Origin of the sequence: Flavobacterium sp. W1B (assembly GCF_047344965.1) — a bacterium.
Taxonomy (GTDB): Bacteria; Bacteroidota; Bacteroidia; order Flavobacteriales; family Flavobacteriaceae; genus Flavobacterium.
On sequence record NZ_CP178845.1, the window covers coordinates 405,022 to 423,465 of the forward strand.

Annotated in this window: 22 protein-coding genes; 2 read left to right on the forward strand and 20 right to left on the reverse strand. The window is 34.8% G+C overall.

The genetic code is table 11. From position 1 onward, the window contains the following. Window positions 1–10: 10 nt before the first annotated feature. The 4 genes from ACMDB5_RS01780 to ACMDB5_RS01795 form a co-directional block, all read right to left on the reverse strand. Complete coding sequence (locus tag ACMDB5_RS01780) at window positions 11–2,452, reverse strand: GumC family protein (RefSeq protein WP_413999326.1); 2,442 nt, start codon at window positions 2,450–2,452, stop codon at window positions 11–13. 15 nt (window positions 2,453–2,467) lie between these two features. Beyond that, window positions 2,468–3,259 (reverse strand): polysaccharide biosynthesis/export family protein, encoded by a 792-nt coding sequence (locus ACMDB5_RS01785; protein ID WP_413999327.1) that lies wholly within the window; start codon window positions 3,257–3,259, stop codon window positions 2,468–2,470. Window positions 3,260–3,330: 71 nt separating this feature from the next. After that, window positions 3,331–3,951 carry a recombination mediator RecR gene (recR, locus tag ACMDB5_RS01790; RefSeq protein ID WP_413999328.1) on the reverse strand — a complete coding sequence of 207 codons (621 nt, stop codon included), beginning with the start codon at window positions 3,949–3,951 and terminating at the stop codon, window positions 3,331–3,333. Window positions 3,952–3,996: 45 nt separating this feature from the next. After that, window positions 3,997–4,362, reverse strand: a complete 366-nt coding sequence (locus ACMDB5_RS01795) for a CoA-binding protein (RefSeq protein ID WP_413999329.1) — start codon at window positions 4,360–4,362, stop codon at window positions 3,997–3,999. 178 nt (window positions 4,363–4,540) lie between these two features. Here ACMDB5_RS01795 and ACMDB5_RS01800 point away from each other — a divergent pair, with 178 nt between their 5' ends. Next, complete coding sequence (locus tag ACMDB5_RS01800; protein ID WP_413999330.1) at window positions 4,541–5,170, forward strand: MarC family NAAT transporter; 630 nt, start codon at window positions 4,541–4,543, stop codon at window positions 5,168–5,170. Between the two features lie 42 nt (window positions 5,171–5,212). Here ACMDB5_RS01800 and ctlX read toward each other — a convergent pair whose 3' ends face one another. The 3 genes from ctlX to eno form a co-directional block, all read right to left on the reverse strand. Then, complete coding sequence (gene ctlX, locus ACMDB5_RS01805) at window positions 5,213–6,148, reverse strand: citrulline utilization hydrolase CtlX (RefSeq protein WP_413999331.1); 936 nt, start codon at window positions 6,146–6,148, stop codon at window positions 5,213–5,215. A gap of 107 nt (window positions 6,149–6,255) precedes the next feature. Beyond that, entirely contained in the window at window positions 6,256–7,539 is a 1,284-nt protein-coding gene (locus ACMDB5_RS01810; RefSeq protein WP_413999332.1) for a citrate synthase, read from the reverse strand. Between the two features lie 152 nt (window positions 7,540–7,691). Continuing rightward, window positions 7,692–8,984, reverse strand: a complete 1,293-nt coding sequence (eno, locus tag ACMDB5_RS01815) for a phosphopyruvate hydratase (RefSeq protein WP_413999333.1) — start codon at window positions 8,982–8,984, stop codon at window positions 7,692–7,694. A 353-nt stretch (window positions 8,985–9,337) separates the two neighbouring features. On the opposite strand from eno, the gene ACMDB5_RS01820 reads away from it, so the two are divergent. Next, window positions 9,338–10,675 (forward strand): erythromycin esterase family protein, encoded by a 1,338-nt coding sequence (locus ACMDB5_RS01820; protein ID WP_413999334.1) that lies wholly within the window; start codon window positions 9,338–9,340, stop codon window positions 10,673–10,675. Between the two features lie 97 nt (window positions 10,676–10,772). On the opposite strand, the gene carA is transcribed toward ACMDB5_RS01820, so the two are convergent. The 13 genes from carA to rplR all read right to left on the reverse strand — a co-directional run bounded on the left by carA (window position 10,773) and on the right by rplR (window position 18,433). Next, the gene (carA, locus tag ACMDB5_RS01825; protein WP_413999335.1) at window positions 10,773–11,873 is read right to left on the reverse strand and encodes a glutamine-hydrolyzing carbamoyl-phosphate synthase small subunit; all 1,101 of its coding nucleotides are present in this window, start codon (window positions 11,871–11,873) and stop codon (window positions 10,773–10,775) included. Window positions 11,874–12,192: 319 nt separating this feature from the next. Further along, window positions 12,193–12,675, reverse strand: coding sequence for a 50S ribosomal protein L17 (rplQ, locus tag ACMDB5_RS01830; RefSeq protein WP_413999336.1), 483 nt, complete (start codon window positions 12,673–12,675; stop codon window positions 12,193–12,195). 31 nt (window positions 12,676–12,706) lie between these two features. Beyond that, window positions 12,707–13,699, reverse strand: a complete 993-nt coding sequence (locus ACMDB5_RS01835) for a DNA-directed RNA polymerase subunit alpha (RefSeq protein WP_413999337.1) — start codon at window positions 13,697–13,699, stop codon at window positions 12,707–12,709. A gap of 21 nt (window positions 13,700–13,720) precedes the next feature. Further along, the gene (rpsD, locus tag ACMDB5_RS01840) at window positions 13,721–14,326 is read right to left on the reverse strand and encodes a 30S ribosomal protein S4 (RefSeq protein ID WP_413999338.1); all 606 of its coding nucleotides are present in this window, start codon (window positions 14,324–14,326) and stop codon (window positions 13,721–13,723) included. Between the two features lie 90 nt (window positions 14,327–14,416). Next, window positions 14,417–14,800 carry a 30S ribosomal protein S11 gene (rpsK, locus tag ACMDB5_RS01845; protein WP_024981527.1) on the reverse strand — a complete coding sequence of 128 codons (384 nt, stop codon included), beginning with the start codon at window positions 14,798–14,800 and terminating at the stop codon, window positions 14,417–14,419. Between the two features lie 8 nt (window positions 14,801–14,808). Beyond that, window positions 14,809–15,183, reverse strand: a complete 375-nt coding sequence (gene rpsM, locus ACMDB5_RS01850) for a 30S ribosomal protein S13 (protein ID WP_072945376.1) — start codon at window positions 15,181–15,183, stop codon at window positions 14,809–14,811. A gap of 2 nt (window positions 15,184–15,185) precedes the next feature. Continuing rightward, a complete protein-coding gene (gene ykgO, locus ACMDB5_RS01855; RefSeq protein ID WP_008992256.1) occupies window positions 15,186–15,302 on the reverse strand; it encodes a type B 50S ribosomal protein L36 in 117 nt (38 codons plus the stop codon). Window positions 15,303–15,314: 12 nt separating this feature from the next. Then, the gene (infA, locus tag ACMDB5_RS01860) at window positions 15,315–15,530 is read right to left on the reverse strand and encodes a translation initiation factor IF-1 (protein ID WP_007136545.1); all 216 of its coding nucleotides are present in this window, start codon (window positions 15,528–15,530) and stop codon (window positions 15,315–15,317) included. Between the two features lie 4 nt (window positions 15,531–15,534). Continuing rightward, entirely contained in the window at window positions 15,535–16,881 is a 1,347-nt protein-coding gene (gene secY / locus ACMDB5_RS01865; protein WP_413999339.1) for a preprotein translocase subunit SecY, read from the reverse strand. Window positions 16,882–16,892: 11 nt separating this feature from the next. Further along, window positions 16,893–17,345, reverse strand: a complete 453-nt coding sequence (gene rplO / locus ACMDB5_RS01870; protein ID WP_230063093.1) for a 50S ribosomal protein L15 — start codon at window positions 17,343–17,345, stop codon at window positions 16,893–16,895. An 11-nt stretch (window positions 17,346–17,356) separates the two neighbouring features. Then, a complete protein-coding gene (gene rpmD, locus ACMDB5_RS01875) occupies window positions 17,357–17,539 on the reverse strand; it encodes a 50S ribosomal protein L30 (RefSeq protein WP_026707002.1) in 183 nt (60 codons plus the stop codon). Between the two features lie 12 nt (window positions 17,540–17,551). Then, entirely contained in the window at window positions 17,552–18,076 is a 525-nt protein-coding gene (gene rpsE / locus ACMDB5_RS01880; RefSeq protein WP_413999340.1) for a 30S ribosomal protein S5, read from the reverse strand. A 6-nt stretch (window positions 18,077–18,082) separates the two neighbouring features. Further along, on the reverse strand, window positions 18,083–18,433 hold the full coding sequence (rplR, locus tag ACMDB5_RS01885) for a 50S ribosomal protein L18 (RefSeq protein WP_413999341.1): 351 nt from the start codon (window positions 18,431–18,433) through the stop codon (window positions 18,083–18,085). Window positions 18,434–18,444: the final 11 nt, after the last annotated feature.

Sequence of the window (18,444 nt, forward strand, 5' to 3'; positions counted from 1 at the left end):
ATACTCAAATTTATACTTTCTTAAATTTTTCAACTATTCTGCTAAAAATAGACTTCGGCTTACTCTCTTCATAATAACCATTTGAATAAGTACCATAGCTATAACCATAGGTTGCCCCATACTTTGCTTTGTTTTCAAAGCCATTCAAAACAATACTGGCATTTTTCAGCTCGCCACGCTTAACCCTATTATTCAATAAGGTAATCATTTCTTTTTTAGAAAAATTCTGCCTCACAATGTATAAGGTGACATCACAATATTGTGCCAACTCCAATGAATCCGACACTAAACCAACCGGAGGAGTATCCAAAATAATATAATCGTATCTCTTCTTTAATGCTGAAATTAGCTCCCCCATAGCTTCACTCATAATCATCTCAGCCGGATTGGGCGGAATGGGTCCGGAAAGAATCACATCAAGGAAAGGAATCTGAGTGGGATTAATGATTTCATCAATACTTTTTTCTTTGATTAAATAATTTACGATACCCACTTTATTGGTTAAATTAAACTCATCAAATAATCTGGGTTTTCTTAAATCCAACCCAACAATAACAGTCTTTTTTTCGCTTAAAGCAAATACGGTCGCAATATTAATGGAACAAAATGTTTTCCCTTCCCCACTAACGGAGGAAGTAATCATCAGCGTCTTGGCTCCATCTACATGTTGACTTTTATACAGAAATTGAAGAGAGGATCGAATCGCTCGGAAAGATTCCGACAAAGACGATTTTGGCCTATCAAAAACCGCTAAATTAGTAATCTCTTTATTGAGTCCCACTACACCTATCAAAGGAATCTGTGTCAGCTTGCCGACATCTTCGGTATTTTGAATGGAATCATTGACGAAAAAAATAATAAAAACAAGAAGTAACGGAATGAGTACCCCTAGAAACAAAGCCAAAACATAATTAACAGAAGTCCGTGGACCAATTAATCCTCCACCTACATCCTTTGCCGGATCAATAAAACGAATATCAGATAAATTGGCGGCTTTAACAATGTCAGCTTCGCTTCTTTTTTGAAGAAAAGTACTATAGATACTATTGCTTAAATCGTATTTTCTTTTGATTTTTATCAATTCCTGCTGATCATCCGGAAGTCTTTTTATCGAACTCTCGGTCTGATTAATCTTTGCATTAATGGTAGCCAAATCAAACTGCAGAGATGATTTAGCAGAAGCAATATTCTCCAACAATACTTTTCTGACAGCCTCCATCTGGTTATCAAAATCCTTGAAAATCTTGTCGCTTTTCACCGCATAAGCCATTTCCGATCTTTGGGTTGAAAGTCCAATTAATTTTGAAATGTTAACCACTACATTCGGATCGTCAATGCCTGCAACAGATGGCGCCGGAAGTTTAGAGTAATCGACACTGTTTTTCAAATAAGCTTTTAAGGAATTATAATAAGCCAGTTTACGGTTTACTTCGTCTTTTTTGACATCATACTCCAAAACCTGACCTGAAAATTTAGCACCTCCTTCTTCTATATCATAGATATTCTTATCTTTCCGGAATGATTTCATCTCTTCTCCAGTTTCTTTCAACTGAGACTCCATTGCTACGAGCGTACTATCAATAAAACTTATGGTATTGGTTGCAAATTGGTTCTTGCTGTCCAATTGTCTTTTCATGAGCATTTTTACGGTCGAATTTAAATATTCGACCATTCTAGCCTTATTATTCCCCTGCATAGAAAGGGTAATTATAGAACCTCCTTTATCATCTGATCGCACATTGATCCCTTTATAACGAGATACGCTGGCATCAAAATCATTAAACCGTACAAAATATTCATTACCCTTGTAGAAACCCGGATTGTCCTTTATTTGTAATTTCCAATTTAAGAAAGGCAATGAAACTTGCTCTCCAACCCTATACTTCTTAACAAAATCACCTTCAACAACAGCAGTGTTATTGCGTAAATTATTTGAATAGCTAATTAGTGAAACCGTATTTTTTTCAAATGGAATTCGGATTTCATACTCCTCTTCGTTCAAAAAGCGAATCCCAATAAGACTTCCTGCAATTTGACCCTTTGACTTGTCAATAGCCACATAAAAAGGAACAGCCCCATAGGCATCAACAAGATTGTATTTCCCTTGTTCTAAATAATCAATATAATATTGCAATTTATCCACAACCAACTCATTGTGGGATCTAGACTGCAACGTAGTAGAAATCGTCTGCACCTGATCTGAGGTGCCTCCCCAATTGAATACCAAACTGGTATTAGAAGTAAAAAGAGGATTATTTTCTTCTTTAACAGAAATTAGGGTTTCCATCCCATAAATCTTTTCTATCCGAAGATTTATTTGATACGCAATCGTGAAGGTAATTAAAAGACTTATTAAGAACCACCTCCAGTAACTTCCTACTTTTATTAAAAACCCTTTGAAGTCAAAACTGACTTGGTTTTCAAAAATTGAAAAATCTTTTATATCTAACATTCTTTAAAATGTATTTTAATTTTTTAATAATAAAAAAGTAGTGGTAGCCAATGATAACAAAGTTATTATGGTTCCTAAAGATTCAATTCCTGTTTTTCCTGTTCCCCAAGTTTTTTGTCTGAGGGGTTTTACGTAAATATAATCATTGGGTTGCAAATAAAAATAAGGGGATCGCATTACATTTATATCCGTAAGATCAATATCATGCATTTCGCTTCCAGTAGGGGTTTGTCTAATAATAGTTACCGCTTTTCTATTTCCGGTTATGCTAATATCTCCTGAATTTGCAATAGCTTCCAAAATAGTTACATGTTCCTGAAATAGTGTTTTGGTTCCGGTACTGCCAACCTCGCCATTGATCGTATATCGGAATCCAGCTAATTTAACAGTTACAAAAAGATTGGCTTCTTTATTAAAATAGTCCGCAAGCAGCTGCGTTTCAATTTTGGTTCTCACTTCTTCCAAAGTAAAACCGATGACATTTATTTCGCCCAAAATAGGCATTCTGATATTTCCATGATCATCCACAGCGAAACCGTCAAAATACAATCCCGACTCTGATTTATTTCCCGCTTCCGCTTGATTCGTAGTGCTGAAAATGGCAACTAACTTAGGATCAATTGCCTTTATGCTGATACTCAACACATCATTGGTTTGCAATCGGTACGGTTTTGCTACTACTGCTAAGATAGGAGTATCTAATTGAGCACCGTCCTTTTTTTGTAAATAAATTAAATCCTGACTAGGAATACAGGACGTAAACAACACACTAATACTTAATAATAAATAGAATATTGGCTTGCTCATATTTACAATTTAGATAACAAATATAGCTTTTCCTTTACTATATTAAAAAAATTAGCCTTTTTTTAAACAGATTAATTGCTTTTAAAAGACTTCTCAAATGGCACTCGTTGCAATATACTTCTGCCTAAGGTAACTTCATCGGCATACTCCAGCTCATCGCCCACCGCTATCCCTCTTGCAATTGTTGAAATAACAATATCCGAATCTGCGATTTGCTTATAAATATAAAAATTAGTGGTATCTCCTTCCATAGTCGAGCTTAAGGCAAAAATAACTTCACTTACTTTTCCTGATTTTACTTTCTCGACAAGTGTAGTGATTTTAAGTTGGCTAGGCCCAACTCCGTCTATAGGCGAAATTTTACCGCCCAAAACATGATAAACACCTCTAAATTGACCTGTGTTTTCAATAGCCATTACGTCACGAATGTCTTCTACCACACATACTATCTGATGATTCCTGTTTGTATTGGAACAGATTTCACAAACCGCACTATCCGAAATGTTATGGCAATTTTCGCAATACTTAATATCCTCTCGCATATTTAATAATGCCTGAGCCAAAAAACCAGTTTGCTCTTTGGGCTGTTTCAACAAATGCAATACCAATCGCAAAGCGGTTCGCTTACCAATCCCAGGCAATTGCGCTATCTCATTTACTGCTTTCTCTATTAATTTTGAAGAAAATTCCATCAATAAAATAAATAATTAAAAAGTTCTAGGCTCCGATTTTTATTTCTAATATCGATTTACGGTTAATAAAACCAATGTACAAGCAACTTCTACCTTAATATTATTCAGCTCTAAAAGTTGGTACAACTCCGGATTTTCTGTCCCTGGGTTAAAAATCACGCGTTTTGGCTTGGCCTCTACGATATAATTGTAATAATCACGCTGATGGGCCGGGTTTAAATACAAAGTAATTGTATCTATATTTTTTAAAGGAATTGCTTTGGTTCTAATTTTAACTCCCTCTACTTCTCCAGCATTTTGGCCAATAGCAAGTACCGAATGCCCTTTTTCGACAAGCATTTTAATTGCTTTATAGGCATATCTTTCCGGCTTTGAAGAGGCTCCAAGAACTAAAGTTTTTTTACTTTTCATTGAATTGTTGTTTTTTTTGTAAAAGTACTAAAATACTATAGTCCATTTCCATTTAAAATTAATATCTTTCGATTTTATATTACTTTTAATTTGAGATTAAACTCATTTTATCATAACCTTTTCTTAATCCTAAGAACAGCCTATTTCTTAGTAAAACCAACTAATTTCGCGAAAAAAAATGGATCTTTTTATTTATTTATTTGCTGCACTTTTCTCCGTTTTAAATCCAATTGGAACAATCCCTATCTTTGTAGGACTAACACAACACGACAGTAAAAAGGAACGCTCCCGAATTTCTTTATGGACTGCCATTAATGTATTTATCATCTTGGTTGTTTCCTTTTTCCTAGGAGAATATGTACTTTCTTTTTTTGGAATAAGCATTGAAGCCTTGCGTATTGCTGGAGGAATCGTTATTGCTACATCTGGATTCTCATTACTCACGGGGAAGTTTAACAAAAAAAGAGGGGTCAACAAAAAAGTAGAAAATGATGCGCAAACCAGAAATGACATTGCGCTTACCCCATTAGCAATTCCTATGCTTGCCGGACCGGGATCCATCTCCTTATTGATTGCTTTTTACCATGAACACCAAAATACGCCCGAAATCATCATTTCAGTTTTGGCTATATTAGCTGTCGCTTTCTCTATTTTCATCACCCTGAGAAGCGCCCACTACTTAGCTAAAATCCTTGGTGCCTCCGGAATTGTAGCCATTTCCAGGATTGTAGGATTCATCGTAATTGCAATTGGAGTACAATACATTATCAGCTCTATAATTACAATCGCCAAAGATAATTTTACATAAAAAAGCATAAAAAAAAAACCTTCATTTCTGAAGGTCTTTTTTTTATGCTTTTGGCAAGAAAATCTCCGCCATCATACATCGGGCGCTTCCGCCACCACAGGCTTCAATAGTATCTAAATTGGAACTGAGAATGGTAGCATGCGTTTCCAATTGAGCAATCTGCTTAGCAGTCAAACTCTGATAAGCTGCGGTACTCATGACCAAATATTTTTTATCATTTGCCCCAAGGACCTCTAACATATTACCAGCAAAACTATTGACCTGAGCTTCCGTAATTAAAATAACTTCTCTCCCATCCTTTTTCAGATTATCCAAAACCATTTTTCGTTCTTTCTTATCATCGATACAATCTGCACAAATAACGGCAAAGGTTTCCCCTAAGCACAACATCACATTAGTGTGATAAATCAACTTTCGCTCTCCATCAACCGTTTGAAAAGCTTCAAAGATAACTGGAGCATAATCAAAATCCTCGCAAAACTCTATAAACAACTCTTCATCGGCTCTTGGCGATAAGGCACAATAGGCTTTTTCATTCGTTCTGTCAAGAAGCAAACTTCCGGTTCCTTCTAAATAAAAGCCATCCTCTTCGGCAGAAGTATAATCTATAATATTATCAATTTTGAATCCTTTATCTTCAAGTATATCAAAAATTTCCTCACGACGTTCTTCACGACGATTTTCAGCAAACATAGGATACATAGCCACATCTCCATTTTCATGAAAAGAAACCCAATTGTTTGGAAAAATACTATCCGGAGTATCTGAACCTAAGACATCATCAACAACAATCACTTCTACCCCAACGGATCTCAATTTCTCTACAAAAGCATCAAATTCCTGTTGTGCCTTTGCATTTATAGCGGCAGGCAAAAGTCCTTCCAATACTTTTTGGTAATAATTATTTACAGCCGTCTGCTCGTTCATTCGAAACGCTACCGGACGAATCATTAATATAGAATTTGTTGTTTGTTTCATGGTAAAACCCTTTAACCGGGAAATTTATTTATGGTTAATACTATCTTTTTTTCAAGACAATACAAAGATAAAAAAAGCCTCACCAGAAGTGAAGCTTTTTTTATAGATTATCTTTTGTCTTTTGGAGTAAAGTCTCTTAGAGGAGCACCTGTATAAACTTGTCTAGGTCTTCCGATAGGCTCTTTATTCTCACGCATTTCTTTCCATTGCGCAATCCAACCTGGCAAACGCCCTATTGCAAACATAACGGTAAACATATCCGTAGGAATACCTAAAGCTCTATAAATAATTCCAGAATAGAAATCTACATTTGGATATAAATTTCTTGATTTGAAGTATTCATCTTCTAAAGCTGCTGCTTCTAGTTTTTTTGCAATGTCAAGAATCGGATCGTTAACTCCTAAAGTTTCTAAAACTTCATTTGCTGCTTTCTTGATAATTTTAGCACGAGGATCAAAATTCTTATAGACTCTATGACCAAATCCCATTAATCGGAAAGGATCATTTTTATCTTTGGCTTTAGCCATGTATTTCTCCGTATCTCCACCATTTTTATGAATTTCTTCTAGCATTTCAAGAACAGCTTGATTTGCTCCTCCATGTAATGGTCCCCAAAGTGCAGAAACTCCAGCAGAAATTGATGCAAATAATCCGGCATGAGAAGAACCTACCATTCTAACAGTTGATGTAGAACAGTTTTGCTCGTGGTCACCGTGAAGAATAAACAATTTATCTAATGCATCAATTACAATCGGATTTGCTTTATAAGGCTCCGTTGGCAATGCAAACATTAAATTCATGAAATTCTCTACATATCCTTTTGTATTATCATAATAATTTAAAGGATAACCCATGCTCTTTCTATAAGTCCAAGTTGCAATAACCAGGAATTTACCCATAGTTTTACATACAGCCTCATACATTTCCTTTTCGTTCTCAACATTTACCGACTTAGGATTGAATGCTGTCAAAGCGCTAGTCAAAGCTGCTAACACTCCCATTGGGTGTGCAGTTCTTGGAAAACCATCAATGATGTTTTTCATTTCCTCATTAACTAACGTATACTTTCTGATATCTGTTTCAAATTGCTCCAACTGCTTTGCGGTTGGCAATTCTCCAAAAATCAAAAGATAAGAAACTTCTAAGAAATCAGCTTTTTCAGCCAAATCCTCAATTGCATACCCACGGTAACGCAAAATACCAAGTTCCCCATCTAAGAAAGTAATTTCGCTTGTACAAGACCCCGAATTTTTATATCCAGGATCAAGAGTGATTACTCCAGTTAAATCTCTTAATTTGTTTATATCGATAGCTTCTTCATTTTCGCTCCCTTTGATTATTGGAAACTCATATTTCTTACCATCAATTTCTAATATAGCTGTTTTTGACATAATATTTTTGATAAATCTTCAATTTAATAATTTATCAAATCTAAGGATTTTAACATTAATTAAAAAGAGAAAACTTCATTGATAATGTTAAAATTAATAAAAAAAGCCATTCGCGTCAAACGAATGGCTTTAAAAAAAAATGTTATGAGAATTTACTTTATTTTGAAAGCATTTTTCCCTGGAAAATAAGCTGTATTTCCTAATTCTTCCTCAATTCTTAACAACTGATTGTATTTTGCCATACGATCTGAACGAGAAGCCGAACCTGTTTTTATTTGTCCACAGTTCAAAGCAACTGCTAAATCAGCAATTGTGTTATCTTCCGTTTCTCCTGAACGGTGTGACATTACTGAAGTATAACCCGCATTTTTAGCCATGTTTACTGCAGCAATAGTTTCTGTCAAAGTACCAATTTGGTTTACTTTGATAAGGATTGAATTAGCGATTCCTTTATCAATACCTGTAGACAAACGCTCTACATTAGTCACAAATAAATCATCACCAACTAATTGTACTTTATCCCCGATTTTTTCGGTAAGCAATTTCCAACCATCCCAGTCATTTTCATCCATACCGTCTTCGATAGAAATAATTGGATATTTAGCCGCTAATTCAGCTAAATAATCCACTTGCTCAGCAGAAGATCTCACTTTTCCTGTTTCACCTTCAAATTTAGTGTAATCGTATTTTCCGTTTACATAAAACTCCGCAGCTGCACAGTCTAAAGCAATCATAATCTCATCACCAAATGTATATCCGGCATTTTCAACTGCTTTTTTGATTGTATCTAATGCATCTTCAGTTCCACCGGGAAGATTTGGAGCAAAACCTCCTTCGTCACCAACAGCTGTTGAAAGACCTCTATCGTGCAATACTTTTTTAAGACTATGGAAAATTTCCGTACCCATTTGCATTGAATGAGAAAAAGAAGTTGCTTTTACCGGAAAAATCATGAATTCCTGAAAAGCGATAGGCGCATCAGAGTGCGATCCTCCATTGATGATATTCATCATAGGAACAGGCAATGTATTTGCCGAAACTCCTCCAATGTATCTGTATAATGGCAATCCTAATTCATTGGCAGCCGCTTTTGCAACAGCAAGTGAAACTCCTAGAATAGCATTTGCACCTAATTTAGATTTGTTTGGCGTACCATCTAAATCGATCATCATTTGATCAATTAAATTTTGTTCGAAAACAGACGTACCCAAAAGTTCTTCGGCAATAATGGTATTAACATTATTCACTGCATTCAAAACTCCTTTTCCTAAAAAGGCTTTTCCACCGTCACGTAATTCAACCGCTTCATGTTCTCCCGTTGAAGCTCCAGAAGGAACCGCAGCTCTTCCTAAAACGCCGTTATCCGTAACTACGTCTACTTCTATTGTAGGATTTCCTCTTGAATCGAAAATTTGTCTTGCGTGAATTTTGATAATAATACTCATACTACTTGATTTTAAATTTTGAAATACAAATATATTCTATCTTTTGGAATCATTTTATGAAAATAATGAATGTTATTAACGAAAACGATGTAATTATTTTTAAAATATTTGATTAGCATTATTTTATAAAAACATTGATCTGGTTTTAGTTTTTAGATTTCGAAATCAGATAAAAAGACTTTGCTTTCATACTCATTAAATAAAAAAGAAAACACTGAGTATCAAGCGAATTTCAAACGCCCCATTTTAAACATAAAATACACATTTTCAATTATTTATATTAAATTTACATATTCAAAAAGCTTAAACAAGCTTGCAATATCTTTAGAATTAAATTAAAAAATAAAAAAGAGATGGGAACAATTAAAAACTCAAACAATCCTATTCATTCTAATGAAATTATAGAATTATTAAGCAGAACATCTTCACCATTAGAAAACTCAAACGATCTGGATCCCTTAATCGATTATATAGGCGATGCCAAATACGTATTACTTGGCGAAGCCTCGCATGGAACCCATGAATATTATACTTGGAGAGCAAAAATAACACAACGACTAATTAAAGAAAAAGGGTTTTCATTCGTTGGAGTTGAAGGCGACTGGCCTGATTGTTATCGTTTAAATCGCTACGCAAAAGGCTATTTCGATTCCGGAAAAGACATTTTTAGCGTTATGGAAGAATTTAAAAGATGGCCGACATGGATGTGGGCAAATTGGGAAACTGCCGCATTCATCGATTGGCTCAAGACTCACAACGAAAATCTCGCCGCCGATAAAAAAATTGGTTTTTATGGATTAGATGTATATAGTTTTAGAGATTCAATGAATTCTATAATTCAGTACTTAGAAAAAAATGATCCGAAAGCCTTAAAAACAGCCCTAAAAGCAATGGAATGTTTTGAACCTTATGGAAAAGACGAAGGACAATCCTATGCCCGAGCCTCAGCCTTGGTGCCTGTATTATGCGAAAATGAAATTATTAATATGCTTACTGAAATAAGAAAAAGTATATCAAATTACAATTCGGATACCGAAAATGCAATGAGCACAGAGCAAAATGCATTCGTAGCAAGAAATGCCGAAAAATATTATCGCGCGATGATAAAAAAAGGTGCTGCTTCATGGAATATTCGAGATGAACATATGGTTTCGACAACGGAGCGCCTAATGAAATTTCACGGAAAAGAAGCAAAAACAATAATTTGGGAGCATAATACCCACATCGGTGATGCGCGTGCCACTGACATGGCATCTGAAGGAATGGTAAATGTAGGTCAATTACTGAGAGAACAGTTTTCGGGAGATGGTGTAATAGCTGTAGGATTTGGTTCTTACAAAGGAAGTGTGGTTGCAGGTAGAGAATGGGGAGATTCTATGCGAAAAATAAATGTTCCGGAAGCCCAAGAAGGAAGCTGGGAACATCTTCTTCATATTGCTGGCAACGGCAAAAACAAATTATTACTAATGAATGAGCTTAGAGAAGATGTCTCACTTTCCTCGTACATAGGCCACCGTGCAATAGGTGTAGTTTACAATCCAGAACACGAAAAATTTGGTAATTATGTCCCAACAATTTTACCAAAAAGATATGATGCTTTTATTTTTATTGATGAAACAAGCGCATTACATCCAATCCACATTCAACCGGAAGGAAATCAAATTCCTGAAACCTTCCCTTTTGGCATGTAAACTTTTATTTCATAAAAAAGGGTTTGACTTTTTACAAAGTCAAACCCTAAATATTATAAAATTTCCAGTTATATACGGATTATAATCTAAACGACTATTATCCTTTTATATTCTCAATAAATTGATCGAATAAATAAGAAGAATCATGAGGTCCAGGACTTGCTTCCGGATGGTATTGAACTGAAAAACAATTTTTATTTTTCATACGCATACCCGCAACCGTTCCGTCATTAAGATGAAGATGAGTAATCTCTAAATCTGGGTGATTATCCAACTCTTCTTTATTGACAGCAAAACCATGATTCTGTGATGTAATTTCCCCTTTTCCTGAAATTATATTTTTAACAGGATGATTTATCCCTCTATGTCCATTAAACATTTTGTAAGTAGAAATCCCATTAGCCAATCCGATAACTTGATGACCTAAACAAATTCCAAATAAAGGTTTATTGTTTGCAAGAATTTCTTTTGCTACTTCAATTGCGCTTGAAAGCGGCTCTGGATCACCAGGTCCATTAGACAAGAAAAAGCCGTCAGGATTAAAAGCCGCCATCTCTTGATAGGTAGAATCAAAAGGAAAAACTTTAATATAACAATCTCTTTTCTCCAGATTACGAAGTATATTCATCTTTATACCTAAATCTAAAGCTGATATTTTATAAGTTGCATTCTCATCTCCAAAGAAATAAGGCTCTTTAGTAGACACTTTAGAAGCTAACTCCAATCCTTTCATATCTGGAACATTTGCCAAAGTGGCTTTCAATTCTTCAACAGAAGTACCATCTGTACAAATAACAGCATTCATAGCTCCGTTGTCGCGAATATAACTCACTAAAGCTCTTGTATCTACATCAGAGATGCAAATTAGATTGTGTTTAATAAAATAATCTTCTAAACTCCCAGAAGCATCTTCTCTAGAATAGTTGAAACTAAAGTTTTTACAAACTAAACCTGAAATTTTAATTCCATCAGATTCTACTTCCTTTTCATTCACTCCATAGTTACCAATGTGAGTATTTGTTGCTACCATGATTTGACCAAAATAAGATGGATCGGTAAAAATCTCTTGGTAACCTGTCATTCCCGTATTGAAACATACTTCCCCAAAAGTGGTCCCACTGATTCCAATAGATTTTCCGTGGAATATAGTTCCGTCACTCAGTAAAAGTATGGCGCTTTGTCTCGTTGTGTATTTCATTCGTTGATTTGTATTGTTTGTAAAGGTCTTATGGAACCCGCAAAGCGCGTTTCATTTGTAGTTAATTATCGTGCAAATTTAATTTATTAAAGCAGCGAAAACAAATTTTTGAAAAGGTTTTAAAAAAAACAATGTATCCTAAACTAGCCCTGATGGTAGCGGCATCCTCCTTGCCCAGTGTTTGGGCGAGGAGATATAGCGAACAGCAGGACAGATCTTGTCATAAAACCATTGCTTATTCTTCTCAAAAAAAATCAAAAAAAAAGGATAAACTATAAATAGCTTATCCTTAATTCTTATTGAATGATTATTTTCATAATTATTCAGCAGTCTCAGTAGTTGTTTCAGCAGCTGGAGCTTCAGTAGCTTCATCTTCTTTCTTAGCTTTTCCACCACGACGGCTTTTAGCTTTTTTAACTTCTTTTTTACCACCATTGTAAAGTTCATTGAAATCTACTAATTCGATCATTGCCATATCAGCATTATCTCCTAAACGATTTCCAACTTTAATGATACGAGTGTATCCACCTGGACGGTCACCAACTTTAGCAGCTACGTCTCTGAACAAGTCAGTTACAGCATACTTGCTACGTAAGTAAGCAAAAACAATACGACGATTGTGAGTCGTATCATTTTTAGATTTTGTTATAAGCGGCTCAACAAATTGTTTAAGCGCTTTTGCTTTAGCAACAGTAGTGTTAATACGTTTGTGCTCGATAAGAGAACAAGCCATATTAGCCAACATAGATTTTCTATGTGCAGTCTGTCTGCTTAAGTGATTGAATTTTTTTCCGTGTCTCATTGCTATGTAAATTTAAACCTTACGGCTTAGATTATTCTTTATCTAGTTTGTATTTTGCCAAATCCATTCCAAAGTTCAAATTTTTAATAGCTACAAGTTCATCTAGCTCAGTTAAAGATTTTTTACCGAAATTACGGAATTTCATTAGGTCATTTTTATTGAACGATACTAAATCACCAAGTGTATCAACTTCAGCCGCTTTCAAACAATTTAATGCTCTCACAGATAAATCCATATCAACAAGCTTAGTTTTAAGCAATTGTCTCATATGTAATGACTCTTCGTCATACGATTCTGTTTGTGCAATTTCGTCAGCCTCGAGTGTAATTCTTTCGTCTGAGAACAACATGAAATGGTGAATTAAAACTTTCGCAGCTTCAGTAAGTGCATCTTTTGGATTGATAGAACCATCAGTTTTTATTTCGAAAACTAATTTTTCATAATCTGTTTTTTGCTCTACACGGAAGTTTTCGATTGCGTATTTTACGTTTTTTACCGGAGTAAAAATAGAATCCGTAAAAATAGTTCCTATTGCAGCATTCTGTTTTTTGTTCTCCTCAGCAGGAACATATCCTCTACCTTTTTCGATCGTTAAATCGATATTCAGTTTGATTTTACTATCTAAATTACAGATAACTAGTTCTGGGTTCAAAACTTGGAAACCTGAAAGAAATTTTTGAAAATCACCAGCTGTTAATTGATCTTTACCGGAAACAGAAACAGTAACTGCTTCATTATCGACATCTTCAATTTGACGTTTAAAACGTACTTGTTTAAGATTAAGAATGATTTCGGTAACGTCTTCAACAACTCCTGAAATAGTAGAAAACTCATGATCTACACCTTCTATGCGAACAGATGTAATTGCATAACCTTCTAATGCTGAAAGCAAAACTCTTCTAAGTGCATTACCAACAGTCAATCCGTAACCCGGCTCTAAAGGTCTAAATTCAAATTTACCTTCAAAATCGGTTGAATCGATCATGATAACTTTATCGGGCTTCTGAAAATTAAATATTGCCATAAATTTCGACTAAGTCAATTATTATTTGTTGTACAACTCTACGATTAATTGTTCTTTAATGTTTTCTGGAATTTGAAGTCTAGCTGGTACAGTTACAAAAGTACCTTCTTTAACGTCATTGTTCCAAGTAATCCATTCATAAACTTGACTTGAATTAGATAAAGAACGTTCGATAGCTTCTAATGATTTAGACTTTTCACGAACAGCAACTTTATCACCAGGCTTAAGGTGGTAAGAAGGAATATTTACAACCTCACCGTTAACGGTGATATGTCTGTGAGAAACCAATTGTCTAGCGCCTCTTCTAGATGGAGCAACGCCCATTCTAAAAACAACGTTATCTAATCTTGCCTCACATAATTGTAAAAGAACTTCACCAGTAACACCTTTAGTAGCTGATGCTTTTTTAAATAAGCCTCTGAATTGTTTTTCTAAAATTCCGTAAGAATATTTAGCTTTTTGCTTTTCCATTAACTGGATTGCATATTCAGATTTCTTACCTCTTTTTTTAGCCATCCCGTGTTGTCCAGGTGGATAATTTCTTTTTTCGAAAGATTTGTCATCTCCGAAGATTGCTTCGCCAAATTTACGAGCAATTCTAGTTTTTGGACCAGTATATCTTGCCATTTCTAAAAATTAAATTAAGGTAGAGATTATGAATTCAGGTCATATCCTTCGATAATCGTATATTCTACCTAGTTATACTAAAATATATTATTAAACTCTACGTCTCTTAGGAGGACGACATCCGTTGTGAGGCATTGGAGTAACGTCGATAATTTCAGTCACTTCAATTCCACCGTTATGCAAAGAACGGATAGCAGACTCACGTCCGTTTCCTGGTCCTTTAACATAAACTTTCACTTTTTTAAGTCCAGCCTCAAGAGCTACTTTACTACAATCTTCTGCTGCCATTTGGGCTGCGTATGGAGTATTCTTTTTAGAACCTCTAAAACCCATTTTACCAGCTGAAGACCAAGAAATAACTTCACCTTTTTTGTTTGTCAAAGAAATGATGATGTTGTTGAAGGTAGCAGAAATATGAGCTTCTCCCGTTGATTCAACGATAACTTTACGTTTTTTTGCAGTTGCTTTAGCCATATTACTTATTATTTAGTTGCTTTTTTCTTGTTAGCAACAGTTTTTCTTTTACCTTTTCTTGTTCTAGAGTTGTTCTTAGTTCTTTGTCCTCTTAAAGGAAGACCAGTTCTATGACGGATACCTCTATAACATCCAATATCCATTAAACGTTTGATGTTTAAAGAAACTTCAGAACGTAATTCTCCTTCAATTTTAAAAACTCCAACAGCTTCACGAATTGCTCCGATCTCGTCATCATTCCAGTCTTGAACTTTTTTGTCTTGGCTAACTTGAGCTTTTTCTAAAATCTCAATAGCTCTACTTTTTCCTAATCCGAAGATGTAGGTAAGTGCTATAACACCTCTCTTATTTTTCGGGATATCTACCCCTGCTATTCTTGCCATAATTATCCTTGTCTTTGTTTAAATCTAGGATTCTTTTTGTTTATAACGTACAATCTCCCTTTTCTACGCACAATTTTGCACTCGGGACTTCTCTTTTTTACTGATGCTCTAACTTTCATTGTGAATATCCTTTAATATCTATAAGTAATTCTTGCTTTTGACAAATCGTAAGGGCTCATTTCTAGTTTCACTTTATCACCAGGTAATAATTTGATGTAATGCATACGCATTTTTCCAGAAATATGAGCTATTACAATATGTCCGTTTTCTAACTCCACACGGAACATAGCATTTGATAATGCTTCAATTATCGATCCGTCTTGTTCTATTGCTGATTGTTTTGCCATAAAATTAAGCTACTGCTTTTCTATTTTTACCACTTTTCATTAAACCATCATAATGTTTGTTTAACAAATATGAATTAATTTGCTGAATTGTATCTATAGCGACACCAACCATAATTATTAATGAGGTACCCCCAAAAAACATTGCCCAAGATTGTTGAACATCCATAAGACTTACAATAATTGCTGGGAACACAGCTATTAAAGCTAGAAATAAAGATCCTGGGAAAGTAATCAAAGACATCACTTTATCAAGAAAATCAGAAGTTTCTACTCCTGGTCTAACACCCGGAATAAATCCACCACTTCTTTTCAAATCATCTGACATCTTATTAGTAGGAACCGTAATTGCGGTATAAAAGTAAGTAAATACAACTATTAAAGTTGCAAAAACAAGATTATACCAAAATCCGAACATATCACTAAAAGCACCAACAATAGATTGTGAAGCATCTGACTTTGATAACCCAGCTAATGCAGCAGGAATAAACATAATTGCCTGAGCAAATATAATAGGCATAACACCAGAAGCATTAAGCTTCAATGGAATCCATTGTCTATTTCCTCCCATCATATCTTGTTCAAAATCACCTGATGTTGTACGACGAGCGTACTGAACTGGTATTTTTCGTATCGCCATGGTTAATAAAACACAGGCAATAATAACCAAAAGCCAAATAATAATTTCGATAACCAATAACATTGGTCCTCCGTTGTTATTTGTAACTCTTGTAGTAAATTCTTGTATAAATGCTTGAGGAAATCTTGCAAGTATACCTACCATAATCAAAAGCGATATACCATTTCCAATTCCTTTATCAGTTATTTTTTCTCCCAACCACATGGCAAAAATTGTACCTGTAACTAAGATAATTACTGAAGAAAATAAGAATTCAAAAGAATTAAACCCTAATAAAAATGCACTACCAGGTAAAGTTCTATATAGATTATAGATATAAGTTGGTCCTTGAACTAAAGTTATCACAATAGTTAACCAACGTGTAATCTGATTAATCTTTTTTCTACCGCTTTCTCCATCATTTTGAAGTTTTTGCAAATAAGGAATAGCAATTCCCATAAGCTGAACAACAATAGACGCAGAAATGTAAGGCATAATCCCTAAGGCAAAAACTGACGCTTGAGAAAATGCACCACCAGTAAACATATCTAGAATAGATCCAATACCACTTTGGGTTTGGCCAGCTAGATTAGCTAATTGTGTTGCATCGATACCCGGAAGCGTAACATGTGCTCCAAATCGATAAACTAAAAGCAGCCCTAATGTAATTAGGATTCTGTTTTTTAGTTCCTCGATTTTCCAAACATTACTTATTGATTCAATAAATTTCTTCATAAATTGAAAAATTATATTGTTACAGCCTCTCCACCAGCAGCTTCAATAGCAGCTTTTGCAGTAGCAGTAAATTTGTGAGCAGTTACTTTTAATTTCGCAGTCAATTCTCCTCTTCCTAAAATCTTAACGATTTCATTTTTAGTAGCTAAACGGTTAGCAACAAAAACTGTCATGTCAACAGTATCCGTAATCTGACCATTATCTACTAATAATTGAAGTGTATCAAGATTTACACCTTCGTATTCCTTACGATTGATGTTTGTAAAACCAAACTTAGGTACACGTCTTTGAAGTGGCATTTGTCCACCTTCAAAACCAATCTTTTTAGAATAACCAGAACGAGATTTTGCTCCTTTGTGTCCACGTGCAGCGGTACCACCTTTTCCAGAACCTTCTCCTCTACCTAATCTTTTATTTTGATTGTGCGTTGACCCTTCAGCTGGTTGTAAGTTACTTAAATTCATAACAGTATGTGTTATTTAGCTTCTTCTACAGAAACTAAGTGTTTAACTTTGTTTATCATCCCAAGGATTGCAGGGTTAGAGTCATGTTCTACAACCTGACCCATTTTACGTAGACCTAAAGCTTCTAATCCTCTTTTTTGATCAAGTGGACAGTTGATTTTACTTCTAACTTGTTTTACTAATAATTTAGCCATAATTTCCTTGAATTAACCTTTAAAAACTTTTTCTAAAGAAACTCCTCTTTGTTTTGCAACAGTGTGAGCACTTCTCATTTGTAACAAAGCATCAAAAGTTGCCTTAACTACGTTGTGAGGATTTGATGATCCTTGAGATTTAGATAATACATCGTGAATACCTACTGACTCAAGAACTGAACGAACAGCTCCACCAGCAATAACTCCTGTACCATGAGAAGCAGGAATTAAAAATACACGTGCACCACCAAATTTTCCTTTTTGTTCGTGAGGAACTGATTGTCCGTTCAAAGGAATTTTCACTAAATTTTTCTTAGCATCTTCTACTGCTTTCGCAATTGCTTCAGAAACGTCTTTAGATTTTCCTAATCCATGACCAACAACACCATTTTCATCACCTACAACTACAATAGCAGAAAAACCGAAAGCTCTACCACCCTTTGTAACTTTAGTAACACGATTAACACTCACCAAACGATCTTTTAATTCAAGACCAGTTGGTTTTACTAACTCTACATTCTTGTATTTATTAGACATAATATATTAGAATTTAAGTCCAGCCGCTCTTGCGCCTTCCGCTAATGATTTAATACGACCGTGATATAAATAACCTCCTCTATCGAAAGTTACTACGTCTATACCAGCTTTTAACGCTTTCTCTGCAACAAGTTTTCCAACTGCTGCAGCGATTTCTACGTTCGTACCTTTACCTATCTCTTTTTCTCTTGAAGAAGCAGCCAATAAAGTAACTCCGTTTACATCATCAATAAGTTGAGCGTAAATTTCTTTGTTACTTCTAAATACAGACAGTCTTGGATTAGTAGCTGTACCACTAATCGTTTTTCTGATTCTGAATCTAATTCTCTGTCTTCTTTCAGGTTTTGTTAATGACATAATCTTATTTT

What these genes read in the sequence shown, in the direction of transcription:
- rpsD (WP_413999338.1), bottom strand. Translation starts at nt 14,326, where the DNA reads ATGGCAAGATATACTGGTCCAAAAACTAGAATTGCTCGTAAATTTGGC.
- ACMDB5_RS01780 (WP_413999326.1), bottom strand. Translation starts at nt 2,452, where the DNA reads ATGTTAGATATAAAAGATTTTTCAATTTTTGAAAACCAAGTCAGTTTT.
- ACMDB5_RS01785 (WP_413999327.1), bottom strand. Translation starts at nt 3,259, where the DNA reads ATGAGCAAGCCAATATTCTATTTATTATTAAGTATTAGTGTGTTGTTT.
- ACMDB5_RS01800 (WP_413999330.1), top strand. Translation starts at nt 4,541, where the DNA reads ATGGATCTTTTTATTTATTTATTTGCTGCACTTTTCTCCGTTTTAAAT.
- recR (WP_413999328.1), bottom strand. Translation starts at nt 3,951, where the DNA reads ATGGAATTTTCTTCAAAATTAATAGAGAAAGCAGTAAATGAGATAGCG.
- infA (WP_007136545.1), bottom strand. Translation starts at nt 15,530, where the DNA reads ATGGCAAAACAATCAGCAATAGAACAAGACGGATCGATAATTGAAGCA.
- rpsE (WP_413999340.1), bottom strand. Translation starts at nt 18,076, where the DNA reads ATGTCTAATAAATACAAGAATGTAGAGTTAGTAAAACCAACTGGTCTT.
- ACMDB5_RS01835 (WP_413999337.1), bottom strand. Translation starts at nt 13,699, where the DNA reads ATGGCAATATTTAATTTTCAGAAGCCCGATAAAGTTATCATGATCGAT.
- ykgO (WP_008992256.1), bottom strand. Translation starts at nt 15,302, where the DNA reads ATGAAAGTTAGAGCATCAGTAAAAAAGAGAAGTCCCGAGTGCAAAATT.
- rpmD (WP_026707002.1), bottom strand. Translation starts at nt 17,539, where the DNA reads ATGGCTAAATTATTAGTAAAACAAGTTAGAAGTAAAATCAACTGTCCA.
- ACMDB5_RS01795 (WP_413999329.1), bottom strand. Translation starts at nt 4,362, where the DNA reads ATGAAAAGTAAAAAAACTTTAGTTCTTGGAGCCTCTTCAAAGCCGGAA.
- carA (WP_413999335.1), bottom strand. Translation starts at nt 11,873, where the DNA reads ATGAAATACACAACGAGACAAAGCGCCATACTTTTACTGAGTGACGGA.
- rplO (WP_230063093.1), bottom strand. Translation starts at nt 17,345, where the DNA reads ATGAATTTAAGTAACTTACAACCAGCTGAAGGGTCAACGCACAATCAA.
- ACMDB5_RS01810 (WP_413999332.1), bottom strand. Translation starts at nt 7,539, where the DNA reads ATGTCAAAAACAGCTATATTAGAAATTGATGGTAAGAAATATGAGTTT.
- rplQ (WP_413999336.1), bottom strand. Translation starts at nt 12,675, where the DNA reads ATGAGACACGGAAAAAAATTCAATCACTTAAGCAGACAGACTGCACAT.
- rplR (WP_413999341.1), bottom strand. Translation starts at nt 18,433, where the DNA reads ATGTCATTAACAAAACCTGAAAGAAGACAGAGAATTAGATTCAGAATC.
- rpsK (WP_024981527.1), bottom strand. Translation starts at nt 14,800, where the DNA reads ATGGCTAAAGCAACTGCAAAAAAACGTAAAGTTATCGTTGAATCAACG.
- eno (WP_413999333.1), bottom strand. Translation starts at nt 8,984, where the DNA reads ATGAGTATTATTATCAAAATTCACGCAAGACAAATTTTCGATTCAAGA.
- ACMDB5_RS01820 (WP_413999334.1), top strand. Translation starts at nt 9,338, where the DNA reads ATGGGAACAATTAAAAACTCAAACAATCCTATTCATTCTAATGAAATT.
- ctlX (WP_413999331.1), bottom strand. Translation starts at nt 6,148, where the DNA reads ATGAAACAAACAACAAATTCTATATTAATGATTCGTCCGGTAGCGTTT.
- rpsM (WP_072945376.1), bottom strand. Translation starts at nt 15,183, where the DNA reads ATGGCAAGAATAGCAGGGGTAGATATCCCGAAAAATAAGAGAGGTGTT.
- secY (WP_413999339.1), bottom strand. Translation starts at nt 16,881, where the DNA reads ATGAAGAAATTTATTGAATCAATAAGTAATGTTTGGAAAATCGAGGAA.